General features: G+C 42.9%; 10 protein-coding genes. 4 read left to right on the forward strand and 6 right to left on the reverse strand.

All coding sequences use genetic code 11. The annotated features are described in order from the left end of the window. Window positions 1–117: 117 nt before the first annotated feature. Together acs and mpl are read right to left on the reverse strand one after the other, a co-directional pair. Window positions 118–2,061 carry an acetate--CoA ligase gene (acs, locus tag ACE3PQ_RS08265; RefSeq protein WP_374296829.1) on the reverse strand — a complete coding sequence of 648 codons (1,944 nt, stop codon included), beginning with the start codon at window positions 2,059–2,061 and terminating at the stop codon, window positions 118–120. A gap of 381 nt (window positions 2,062–2,442) precedes the next feature. Then, window positions 2,443–3,804 carry a UDP-N-acetylmuramate:L-alanyl-gamma-D-glutamyl-meso-diaminopimelate ligase gene (gene mpl / locus ACE3PQ_RS08270; RefSeq protein ID WP_374296884.1) on the reverse strand — a complete coding sequence of 454 codons (1,362 nt, stop codon included), beginning with the start codon at window positions 3,802–3,804 and terminating at the stop codon, window positions 2,443–2,445. Between the two features lie 230 nt (window positions 3,805–4,034). Between mpl and ACE3PQ_RS08275 the strand changes: the two genes are divergently transcribed. From ACE3PQ_RS08275 to ACE3PQ_RS08285, 3 genes are all read left to right on the forward strand, one after another. Continuing rightward, window positions 4,035–4,388, forward strand: coding sequence for a DMT family protein (locus tag ACE3PQ_RS08275; RefSeq protein ID WP_374296831.1), 354 nt, complete (start codon window positions 4,035–4,037; stop codon window positions 4,386–4,388). Window positions 4,389–4,488: 100 nt separating this feature from the next. Then, the gene (locus ACE3PQ_RS08280) at window positions 4,489–6,036 is read left to right on the forward strand and encodes a mucoidy inhibitor MuiA family protein (RefSeq protein ID WP_374296833.1); all 1,548 of its coding nucleotides are present in this window, start codon (window positions 4,489–4,491) and stop codon (window positions 6,034–6,036) included. 358 nt (window positions 6,037–6,394) lie between these two features. Next, a complete protein-coding gene (locus ACE3PQ_RS08285; RefSeq protein WP_374296835.1) occupies window positions 6,395–6,745 on the forward strand; it encodes a hypothetical protein in 351 nt (116 codons plus the stop codon). Between the two features lie 83 nt (window positions 6,746–6,828). On the opposite strand, the gene ACE3PQ_RS08290 is transcribed toward ACE3PQ_RS08285, so the two are convergent. Next, on the reverse strand, window positions 6,829–7,536 hold the full coding sequence (locus tag ACE3PQ_RS08290; RefSeq protein ID WP_374296837.1) for an SIMPL domain-containing protein: 708 nt from the start codon (window positions 7,534–7,536) through the stop codon (window positions 6,829–6,831). A 345-nt stretch (window positions 7,537–7,881) separates the two neighbouring features. Between ACE3PQ_RS08290 and ACE3PQ_RS08295 the strand changes: the two genes are divergently transcribed. Next, entirely contained in the window at window positions 7,882–8,856 is a 975-nt protein-coding gene (locus ACE3PQ_RS08295; RefSeq protein ID WP_374296839.1) for a mechanosensitive ion channel family protein, read from the forward strand. On the opposite strand, the gene ACE3PQ_RS08300 is transcribed toward ACE3PQ_RS08295, so the two are convergent. The 3 genes from ACE3PQ_RS08300 to ACE3PQ_RS08310 form a co-directional block, all read right to left on the reverse strand. Next, on the reverse strand, window positions 8,842–9,546 hold the full coding sequence (locus ACE3PQ_RS08300; protein ID WP_374296841.1) for a 16S rRNA (uracil(1498)-N(3))-methyltransferase: 705 nt from the start codon (window positions 9,544–9,546) through the stop codon (window positions 8,842–8,844). The two genes, ACE3PQ_RS08295 and ACE3PQ_RS08300, sit on opposite strands and share 15 nt — an antisense overlap. Further along, entirely contained in the window at window positions 9,543–10,883 is a 1,341-nt protein-coding gene (locus ACE3PQ_RS08305; protein ID WP_374296843.1) for a 3-deoxy-D-manno-octulosonic acid transferase, read from the reverse strand. The genes ACE3PQ_RS08300 and ACE3PQ_RS08305 overlap by 4 nt, the downstream gene beginning before the upstream one ends. A 91-nt stretch (window positions 10,884–10,974) precedes the next feature. Next, entirely contained in the window at window positions 10,975–11,583 is a 609-nt protein-coding gene (locus ACE3PQ_RS08310; RefSeq protein ID WP_374296845.1) for a hypothetical protein, read from the reverse strand. Between the last annotated feature and the right edge of the window lie 64 nt (window positions 11,584–11,647).

Consider the following 11,647-nt stretch of genomic DNA (forward strand, 5'->3'; position numbering starts at 1 on the left):
ACTGCAATAAATTTAGTGATGGTGAAGATGCAAACTTGTCACCTCAATTTCATACAAAAAATCTAGCCCATTTGCACAAGCTAGATTTTTATTTACTACTAATTTAAGTGTGATTGCTTACTTTTGCCCATGCACCGTAATGATCAACTGCTCGACCACTTGCGGTTCAGCCAACGTTGAGGTATCGCCGATACTGTCTTGTTCATTGGCAACGATCTTACGCAAGATACGACGCATGATCTTACCCGAGCGCGTTTTTGGTAGTGACGGTGCCCAGTGTAGCGCATCAGGACTGGCTACAGGCCCCATCACTTTACGTACCCATTGCACCAATTCTTTACGCAGTTCTTCGCTCTCATCGACACCCGCTTGTAAGGTCACGAATGTACAGATACCTTGCCCTTTGATTTCGTGAGGCATACCGACCACCGCAGCTTCGGCAACCGCTTCATGCAGTACCAATGCACTTTCGATCTCTGCTGTACCAAGGCGATGACCCGATACATTTAATACATCATCGACACGTCCAGTGATCCAGTAGTAACCATCTTCGTCACGACGGGAACCGTCACCTGTGAAATAGTTACCTGGGAATGTAGAGAAATAAGCTTCGAGGAAGCGTTCATGATCACCCCAAATATCACGCATTTGACCCGGCCATGAGTCTTGAATGACGAGATTACCCTCTGCTGCACCTTCGACCAGTTTGCCTTCTCCATCGACCAGTGCAGGTTTAACTCCGAAGAATGGCTTGGTCGCCGACCCCGGTTTGAGATCAATCGCACCCGGTAATGGCGCAATCAAAATTCCGCCTGTTTCTGTCTGCCACCATGTATCGACGATCGGACAACGTCCTTCACCGACCACTTCATAATACCAATTCCACGCTTCAGGGTTGATCGGCTCACCGACTGACCCAAGCAGACGCAAGCTACTACGATTACTTTCACGCACATAAGCATCGCCCTCACGCATCATGGCACGGATCGCCGTTGGTGCGGTGTAGAGTATCGACACTTTGTGTTTATCGACCACATGACCGATACGTGCCCACGATGGATATTGCGGCACACCTTCGAACATTACCGTGGTTGTTCCATTGGCAAGTGGTCCATAGATCAAGTAAGAATGTCCTGTAATCCAACCAATATCTGCAGTACACCAATACACATCATCTTGCTTCACATCGAAGACTTCTTTGAAAGTACTGGTTGCATAGACAAGGTAACCACCAGTGGTATGCAATACGCCTTTTGGCTTACCTGTTGAGCCTGAGGTATAGAGAATAAATAACGGATCTTCCGCTTTCATTGGCTCAGGTGGACAATCTGCATTCACTTCCATGATTTCAAGGTGATACCACAGATCACGGCCTTCTTTCATGTCGATTGGGTTGGCATTGCGATAAACCACGATGACATTGTCTACGCTTTCCGTCCCTGCGATCTCAAGTGCCGCATCGACATTTTCTTTGAGTGGTAACAGCTTGCCACCACGTAAGCCTGAGTCTGCCGTGATGACTAATTTTGCTTGTGAATCTTCAATACGACTCGCTAATGAATCAGGTGAGAAACCACCGAATACCACGCAATGCACCGCACCAATACGTGCGCAGGCCAGCATTGCTACAGCTGCTTCTGTCACCATTGGCATGTAGAGCACTACACGGTCACCTTTGCCAATTCCACGTTTTTTCAAGACATTGGCAAAACGACAGACTTCATCATGCAATTCTTTAAACGATACGATCTTATGACGTGATGGATGGTCACCTTCCCAAATGATCGCAGGCTTATGTGGATGTTCTTTGAGATGACGATCAAGACAGTTGGCAGCGACATTCAACTCACCATCGGCAAACCATTCAATTTTAAAATTATCTCGCTCAAAATTGGTGTCTTTGACTTTTGTAAAGGGTTTAATCCAGTCAATGATTTTTGCCTGCTCTGCCCAAAAGCCTTCAGGATCGTCGATCGACTGCTGATAACGTGCTTCATATTCTTCGAGATTGGTACGTGCAGTTGTGGCAAATTGCTCTGGCACTGGATAGAGTTCATTCATGTGGCTGTTTCCCTTAGCTTCCTAATGTCCGATGGCGTTATTCTATTTGTATGATAATTTCACGTTTGATTGACATGAATTATGTACATAAGCGGGAGCATGACAAATATCGCAACGCACATCAAATGATGTTTATTCTGAACTTAGTAAATCTTGCTTTGCATGGCTGAACAATCATGCTTTGGTCTAAAACTGTCAATCTTCGATAAAAATAATAATGATAAAATTTATTGCAAACTATTGATTTAAATTGATTTATAAAAATATAGCTTTGACGATTTTTAAAATTTTACACGACCAAAGTCTAGCGCTTTGATCGTGCTTACTGTGTATTTTTTTCAAAAAGTATTGCAAAAGTTTACGAGTGGTTCACTAATGAGCTTAGCCTTTTATGGCTTGAATCAACTTTTGATGCAATCCACCAAAGCCACCATTAGACATGATCACCACTGCATCGCCTGATTGCGCTTCATTTTTTACACGTTCAATGATTTGATCAAGCGATTGACTGACCTGCGCAGAGTTACTTGAAGCTTCGACCACAGGTTGTAAATCCCAATCCAAGCCTTCTGGTTGATACCAAATCACCTCATCGGCAACACGTGCCGAGTACGCAAGTCCTGCTTTATGACTACCCATACGCATGGTATTCGAGCGTGGCTCAATGATCGCCCACAAACGACGTTCGCCTAGACGTTTGCGTGCACCGTCCAGCGTAGTTTCGATCGCTGTTGGGTGATGGGCAAAGTCGTCATAAACCTCAATACCGTTGATGGTATCGAGTAATTCCATGCGACGCTTCACCCCACCGAAGTTCGATAATGCTTCACAAGCTTGGTGGATACTTACACCCACATGCTCCGCTGCAGCGATGGTTGCCAGTGCATTTGCGACGCTATGCTGACCTGTCATGGTCCATTGCACTTCACCTTTTTCAATGCCGAAATGCAACACTTTGAAATGACTACCATCCGCCGAGATCAGCTCTGCAGAGAGTTCAACTTGATCTTCGACCGCAAAACCTGTGCGTGTCACAGGTGTCCAACTGCCCATTTCTAATACTTCATCAATATGGGTTTCGGTGATGGGTGCAATGATGCGACCTGTACTTGGAATGGTGCGCACGAGATGATGAAATTGTTTTTGAATCGCTGCCAAATCATCAAAAATATCAGCATGGTCAAATTCAAGATTATTTAGAATCGCTGTGCGTGGGTGATAATGTACAAACTTAGAACGCTTATCGAAGAATGCAGAATCATATTCATCGGCTTCAACCACGAAATATTTGTCACCCAATCGAGCACTTTCACTAAAACCGAGTGGTACACCACCGATGAGGAAACCTGGATTAAGTCCTGCCTGATCAAGTACCCAAGCAAGCATGGTGGTAGTGGTGGTTTTACCATGCGTCCCTGCAACACCAAGTACGTGTTTGTCTTTAAGCACATGATCGGCTAAGAACTGAGGCCCTGAGGTATAAGCAAGCCCTTCATCGAGCATATACTCCACCGCATCAATCCCACGCTTCATGGCATTGCCGACGATGACTAAATCGGGATGTGGCTGTAGATGACTACGATCATAGCCTTGCATCAATGCGATTCCTGCATTTTCGAGTTGGGTAGACATTGGAGGATAGACGTTTTGATCGCTCCCCGTCACGGTATGTCCTAGCTCACGCGCCAATAATGCCAATGAACCCATGAATGTGCCACAAATACCCAAAATATGCAGATGCATCTGTACTACTCTCTTCTCTCTTGCTATCGCAATACGTTGCAAACGGTTGCGACGCATTGTTTTTAATTCGCCTAGCAAGATAGCAAGGCTCATCGGGAAAAGATAGTGCTTTTTATTGTCAGATCAATCTCTGTGTTTACTGGATAAAAATGAGGAGGATTTGACGACTTTTTATAGTCATGATGTGATATTTCGACATACACTATGAAAAAACTCTAGAGTAGTTTTACATGTCAATCACGGCTTGGGCTTTTGTATTTTTAGCCATTTCCAATTGTTTTATGACGTTGGCATGGTACGGTCATCTCAAATTTTTACACGATGCACCCATTTGGCAAGCGATCCTATTCGGTTGGGCGATTGCGCTACTTGAATATAGCTTTATGATTCCTGCAACACGTTGGCTCGATGCACAGGGTTGGTCACTGGGTCAGATGAAAATCAGCCAAGAAGTCATGACCTTGATCGTGTTTGTGCCCTTCATGATTTACCTGTTTAAACAACCCTTCAAAATGGATTATCTCTGGGCAGGATTGTGCTTATTGGGGTGTGTTTATTTTGTATTTCGCAGTCAAAATGCGTAGAGTTGTTATATTTTTTTTGATTTAATCATTTTAACTCCTTTTGATTTAATCATTTTAACAACATTGGCATTCGCATAATAAATTTGAGGACGGCATGACCATGAAATATTCAGTTTTAAGCATCTGCATCATCGGTGCTATTGCACAGCAAAGTTGGGCTTTGGCATTGAAAGATGCACCGATTCAACATGTGACGGTTTATCCTAATGGTGCTTTGGTCGAGCGTAACATTCCTGTCCGTGCAGGTGAGCGTTTGATTGAACTGGAAGGATTGCCTGCCAACTTCGATGTGTCTGCAATCAAAGTACAAGGGCAAAATGTCGATATCGGCGCAGTGACCAGTGTCGATAGTGCACTGGATAAACCTGCGGGACGTGAATCTTCTGCGCTTAAAAATGAAATCAAACAACTGGAAAGCGACATCGCCAAACTGAATGCCAAAATCCAAGCCGCCGAATTACAAAACACCTTTTTAGGCAATATCAAACAAGGCAATGCATTGACGGTACGCCAACAGGCTTATGATGCTTATCTCACCATTTCCACAGCAAACCAAGAGAAGAAAGAACTTGAACAACGCCTACAAGAGTTAAATCAAGATTTAAATCAAATTGGCGATCATCGTTTTAATCAGCGCACTTTACAGCTTCATGTCAATGCACCGTCTTCAGGCGTGATTCAAATTGCTTATCAAGTGCCTTATGCGACGTGGCGACCAAGTTATAAAGCTGAGCTAAATAGTGTGACGAAACAAGTCACGCTCACACGTATGGCGATGATTGCACAAAAAACAGGTGAAGATTGGGACAATGTAAAATTGACACTATCGACCAATACGCCACAAGGTCGGATTGAACAAATCCAACCCAATCCGTGGTGGGTTAACTATTATGAACCTCGTAATGAGCCTATGTATGAACCTGCACCTGTTGCGATGGAAGTTGCCGCATTACAAGCAAGATCGAGTGCTGATGCGATGGGTGCCAAGCGTGTGGAAGAACCTCGTTTTCCTCAGTTTGAGCAAGTGCAACAAACCTATAGCACGCAATTTACCACTACCACACGGGCATCAATCCCAAGTAGTAAACAGCAAATTTCACTACCACTTGATCAACAATCTTATGCGGCTAAACTCAGTACATGGGTGATTCCACAGCAACAGCAACGTGCCTATTTGAGTGCCGAGATTCCACGTGTCACAGGTGACTGGCCAAGTGGTGAAATCAAACTCTATCGTGATGGCGACTATATCGGTCAACGTCAGTGGCAAAACCCAAGTGCAGAACAAATGCACTTTAACTTTGGTGAAGATGAGCAAGTCTTGGTCAAAGTCTTAAATGATCAACGTGATCAAGATCAAACAGGTGCATTTAGCAAACAAACTGTAGAAGTCTTATCGAAACAATATCAAATCCAAAACCGTCATACACAAGCGATTGATTTGCTCGTCTTTGAAAGTGTACCGCAGAGCCAAAATGATGCGCTCAAAGTTGAACATCAATTTAGCCATGCGCCGACAGCAACAGAATGGCAAGGGCAAAAGAATATCTACCAATGGCAACAGCCACTTGGTGCAAATCAAACGTGGCAATTGGATTTGAAATATCAGTTTAAATATCCAAAAGAAGGTTACGCATCAGGCTTCTAATCTGTCTTGTAATTTGCCTTTTTTAACCCTCCCCAGCCCTCCTTTTTCAAAGGAGGGAGTATTTCGATATTCAATACAGTGCTGAATTTAATGATATTCCCCTCTTTTTCAAAGATGAGAAACATTGTTTCGCAAGAGGGAGATTTATCAATCAGTAATCCTGAAATTTCACTTAACTGATCAGCATTACGCTTTTAAGTAGGTTTTCAATCAAGGGATTTTAGCGTTTGCTATCAGTGTTTAGTATCAATGCTTCGTCAGCATGTAAATAAGCATGTAAAAAGCTTGCGTGATGGCGAATTTTTGCGCATAGTAAAATGAAATCAACCCGATGTGAATTTTTACTGAGGATCGTCTAATGCCCTACTATCATCTCATCATTGAAGCCAAAGAAAACTTAGGAAAGAACGATGAAGAGCGTGACATTTGCGTATTTGACATCACTGATATTCAGTCCATCATTCCGACGATTATTCGTCCGTATCTCACGCAAGAAGCGCTGACTCTTGATGATGAAGAAATTCCATTCGAAGACATTGATCTGTTTGCGATTAAACAGACTATTTTACCAATCGAACATTTGATCGAAGAAGAACAAAAACTCCTACCATCGAATACTGATGTCACCATCACTGCTTATGAAATCTTTAACGATCGTGATCTTTGCCAAGATGTCACGCAAGTCATACTTGATGTATTAGATCAATAAACCTTTGGATCAACAAAGCCACCGCAGAAATTCAATGTAAAAAAATACTCGCTTTTGCGAGTATTTTTCAGCGATCAAATCGCTTATTTCAACTGAATACTACCATTGGCAATCACGGTAATTTCACTATTCCCTGCTTCAACATTTTGACTTTCAATGCTATCAGCTTTGAATGATGCGGCACGTGACGCATAGATCGGCATTGGACGGTTTGCATTGGCATTGAGTTGTAGATTCACCAACTCATAATTCGATGCGCCCCACGGTGCAAGTAAAAGCTTGGCACGTTGTTGGAATGCTTTTGACGCTTCGATATATAGCTCACTTTCAACTTTGTTGCGCTGTTCCGCAGACACCTCAAAATTAATATTGCCGAGTTGCATGCTTTCTTGCAATTTTGCGATCAATTCACTGGTTTGTTTAAAGTCTTGGCTGTTTAAAATCACTTCCGCACGACCACGCCAGTTCACCAATTGTTGTTTATCGTTATAAACAGGATAGGTATTTTGACCACCTGTTTTGATCTCAACTTTTGGATAACTTTTCGCTGTGTTGATTGCTTGATTGACGATGCTATTGATCTTATTGGCAAGCGTGGCTGCATCTTTTTCATTCAGCTCTGTATAGAGCGTAGCTTGCATTTCATCATTCGCAACGGAGCGCATTGCTTCCGCTTGAAGATTGATAATGCGATGCTCAGGCGCATCAGCAAGTGTATTTTGCGCCATCAGTACACAGCTTAACCCTGTAGCAAGCATGGCAAAGGTTTTTGCAAATTCTGATTTCAACATGTTATTTCTCCAAAGAATTCTTTGATTTTTATACCGTTTAAAATAATGCCTTGCCTCGCCATGCTTCACCAGTTGGATTTTGTTAAGCCGATCAGCAATCATGAATATAATGCGTGCCTTGTGTAACGCACCTTGTGAAACCGATCTGGTTTCAGCCATATTGTATCAATCAGCATCGTTTCACGTGGAACATATACGGCATTGCTTCCGAAGCAAAATTTCATCAATGCAAACTATCGCTTAACCAATCATCACTTCATAAAGCATATCTAAAATTCACATTTTATAAACTGAAAGACTTTGCTACTTCAGGCACACTATTCTTTATTTTATTTGGAACATGTTGTGAGTAATGAATCTACAGCTTCAGAAACAGCCAAACAGGCTGGTCATGTTTTGCTTGAAGCAGGACAAAAAACCACGGCTAAAGTCATTGAAGAATCACAAAAATACAGTGACAGCTATGCCATCGTGAATAAGTTCATCGCTGCCTTTTGGGAGCGTGTGCCATATATCATTATCGGGCTTATTGTTTTCTGTATTTTCTTATTGCTTACACGTCTATTCAAATATTTTATTCGTAACGCATTATTAAAACGCTCTAATACTCGTCAAAACCTTGTCATGGTATTGAACCGTGTCGGTAGTGTGGTGATTATTTCTCTCGGCTTTTTGATTGCATTGGTGATCATTATTCCTGGCTTTTCACCGGGTCAGTTGATCGGTGCACTCGGTATCGGCTCCGTAGCTATCGGTTTTGCTTTTAAAGATATTTTCCAAAACTTATTGTCAGGGATTTTGATCTTACTTGGCGAACCGTTCCGTATCGGTGATGACATTATCGTCGAAGGTTTGGAAGGTACAGTTGAAGACATTCAGATTCGTGCGACTTTTTTGCGTTCATATGATGGTCGTCGTTTGGTGATTCCAAATGCCACAGTTTATACCAGTCCGATCACGGTCAACACTGCGTATAATCGTCGTCGCTGTGAGTTTGTGGTGGGTATTGGCTATGATGATGATATTGATAAGGCAAAAGGCATTATCAATCGTATCTTGGACAACAATGCCAATGTACTCGGCAATCCTGCACACACGGTCACTGTAACTGCATTGGCTGACTTCTCTGTAAATCTTACCGTGCGTTGGTGGATTGATCTGAAAGAAACCAATATTCTCGCTTCGGCTAGTGAGATTCAGGCGGAAGTGAAACAAGCCTTCAACCGTGAAGGTGTGAATATTCCGTATCCAATCCAAGAAATGAAAGTGTCTGCTCAAGCACTTGCGCTCTCCAATCAAAAGAATTTAAGCGCAGAATAATCGCCCGAGAATATTCGACACAGCGGTTTCAGTGCGTAAAATACGGTTGCCAACATGATGAATGTGGCAGCCGTTTTCTTTGAGCAAATCAATCTCATAGGGAATGAATCCGCCTTCTGGACCAATCATCAGTTGACATGGCTGATTGAAATCAATCGGCATCGTGTCCGTTGTATATGGATGCGCTACAAAGGTTGGTTGGCTATGATTCCAAACCGATAAACGATCTTCAACAAAAGGCTTAAAGCGTTTTTCGAGAAGAATAGATGGTGCAATCACATCCCCCGCTTGTTCGAGTCCAAGCTGAATATAATGATCTAATTGATCGAGAAACGGCGTTTGCCAATAGCTTTTATCGACCCGATAGCTATGCAATAACACGATTTTTTCTACACCCAAGGTCACACTATCCATGATCAAGCGTCTAAGTACTTTCGGGCGAGGCAATGCTAAGATCAAGGTCACGGGTAATTTATTAGGAATGGCTTGTTGTTCGACTGGTGTCACAATAATTTGATTAGATTGAATTTCAACCACTTCTGCAAGATAACGTGCTTGATTGATCACGCCAACTTTGATTTGATCACCAATTTTAATGTCTAAATGTTGCTTTAAATGGCTAACTTGCCGTACATCATTGATTTGCCAAATTTTTTCATCGGTTTGTTCAGGCAATAAGACTAAATTCATAAACCAGACTCAGCTGTGATGCTTTCAGCTTTGCGATGTGTTGCATTTAGATAGCGATCAATTAAGGCAATGTGTCGCTCAACTGCGCCTTGATTGGCATGTAAAATTTGCCGTGCCTGATCCACTTGTTGTTGACGGCGTGACGGATCATGAATTAAATCCATCATTTGCTCAACAGCGTGTTTAGCATCTGATGCGACAAGCACAGCAGCATGACTAACAAATTCATCGACGATCGTTTGAAAGTTAAAATAATTCTTCCCTAAAACCGTTGCCACATCGGTTGCGATCGGCTCAAGAATATTATGTCCACCACCAGGTTCATTCAGCGAACCACCGACATAGGCGACCTGCGCCAATGCAAACCACAACCACATCTCCCCCATCGAATCCCCTAAATAGACTTGGGTCGATGCGTCAATAGTTTGATGTAAACTACGACGTTGTACATTCAAATCAAGACTTTTGATCTCATCAAAAACGGCTTGAAAACGTTCAGGATGACGCGGCACGACTATACATATTAGCTGTGGATTCTGCTGTAAATGCGGTTTCAATGCGTTGAGTAATTGCGCTTCTTCAGGCGCATGAGTACTGGCAAGCACAATGATGTGTCGATGTTGTAATAACCACTCTTGTTTTAATTGTTCTGCTTGCTGAAGAAACTGCTTTGGCATAGTCATATCAAATTTGACATTGCCCAAGACCTCGACTTGCTCACTGGATTTTCCCAAATCGACAAAGCGTTGTTTGCTCGCTTGATCTTGCGCCGCAATAAAATCTAGTTGTTGCAACATCGGTGCGGTCAGACGCTTAAACTTAGCATAGCCTTTGGCTGATTTTTCCGATAAACGTGCATTTACTAAAAGCTGTGGAATCTGTCGTTGATGTACGCACGCCAATAGATTTGGCCACAGCTCGGTTTCCATCAACAATAAAATCCGTGGCTGATATTGTGCAATAAATTTTTCGATCAAATCACGTTGATCAACAGGCAAAAATACCGCTTGGAATAACTCAGGATAGTGTCCTAAAAATAATGACTTGGCACGAGCCTGCCCTGTACGTGTGGTATTGGTGACCAGTACCGCTTGCCCAAGTTTGAGATAATGCGCAATCAACGGCTGTGCCGCATTGGTTTCACCCACCGATACCGCATGAAACCAAATGACGTTTTGATTCTTCGCTGTTTGATATTCACCAAAACGCTCCCGCACCTCATCCTGATAATCCACCAAATGCCCCGAGCGTTTTTTCACCCGTGAACGGTACAGTGGCTTGATACAACTTAAAAGCAGGTTATACCAAAATGGGGGGAATTGAGTCTGTTCAGTCATCGGCAAAAGGGCTTTGATAATTCTAAAAAGTCTTGCGCATTATGCGTGAAATTCAGGGCTTTTTCATCTGCACAGTTTTATTTGTTTCTTTTTATTTTTTCTTTATCAGCGCTGGAATTCGACAGTCTGTATAAGCCTCAGGTTTTGGAATTTTCGGCAGAATAATCTCTATACCGGGTAAAATGCCTTGCTTGTCTTTCCACTCTGCATCGGCTGACGGCACACGCTCGCCACACACCGCAGCGATATTACGACGATAGCTTTCATCTAAGCCGACTTTGTCCGAGCCAATCATCATCAAGCCATTTGGACCAAAAATCGGGGTAAAGACATAACCGCCATGTTCAATATTGATGTCCTTAATTGGTACAGTTAGTGTGGCACGATAAGCTCTATTGGTCATCAACTCGATCCACTGCGCAGACACTTGCCATTGCCCATCTCGACCGACATCTTTTGGTGGTGAAAGCACACTATTTCCTGCCCCGCCTCCATTACGCTCCGACATGGATTGATCTGCTGCACCTGCAATGAGCATCGGTGGCGTTTCTGCCAATGGCATTTCCATCGCATAGTGAGTCAAAATCACTGGGGTATTTTCATAGCTGTTAAAGCCTAAACCCAGATACAATAGATCGTTTGCTGTGACGCAAGCACTCAGTAAGGCGCAAGTAGCAATTAAACTGATGGCTTTTTCCATTTTCACCGCTGCCTTTTATTATTCTCTGCTGGATGACAGGATACAGTATAGACATATCTCGATG

Source organism: Acinetobacter sp., from assembly GCF_041911495.1.
GTDB lineage: Bacteria > Pseudomonadota > Gammaproteobacteria > Pseudomonadales > Moraxellaceae > Acinetobacter.

Excerpts from the sequence above, each read along its gene's own strand:
- ACE3PQ_RS08285 (WP_374296835.1), top strand. The coding sequence starts at position 6,395 with ATGCCCTACTATCATCTCATCATTGAAGCCAAAGAAAACTTAGGAAAG.
- mpl (WP_374296884.1), bottom strand. The coding sequence starts at position 3,804 with ATGCATCTGCATATTTTGGGTATTTGTGGCACATTCATGGGTTCATTG.
- ACE3PQ_RS08280 (WP_374296833.1), top strand. The coding sequence starts at position 4,489 with ATGAAATATTCAGTTTTAAGCATCTGCATCATCGGTGCTATTGCACAG.
- ACE3PQ_RS08300 (WP_374296841.1), bottom strand. The coding sequence starts at position 9,546 with ATGAATTTAGTCTTATTGCCTGAACAAACCGATGAAAAAATTTGGCAA.
- acs (WP_374296829.1), bottom strand. The coding sequence starts at position 2,061 with ATGAATGAACTCTATCCAGTGCCAGAGCAATTTGCCACAACTGCACGT.
- ACE3PQ_RS08290 (WP_374296837.1), bottom strand. The coding sequence starts at position 7,536 with ATGTTGAAATCAGAATTTGCAAAAACCTTTGCCATGCTTGCTACAGGG.
- ACE3PQ_RS08305 (WP_374296843.1), bottom strand. The coding sequence starts at position 10,883 with ATGACTGAACAGACTCAATTCCCCCCATTTTGGTATAACCTGCTTTTA.
- ACE3PQ_RS08275 (WP_374296831.1), top strand. The coding sequence starts at position 4,035 with ATGTCAATCACGGCTTGGGCTTTTGTATTTTTAGCCATTTCCAATTGT.
- ACE3PQ_RS08310 (WP_374296845.1), bottom strand. The coding sequence starts at position 11,583 with ATGGAAAAAGCCATCAGTTTAATTGCTACTTGCGCCTTACTGAGTGCT.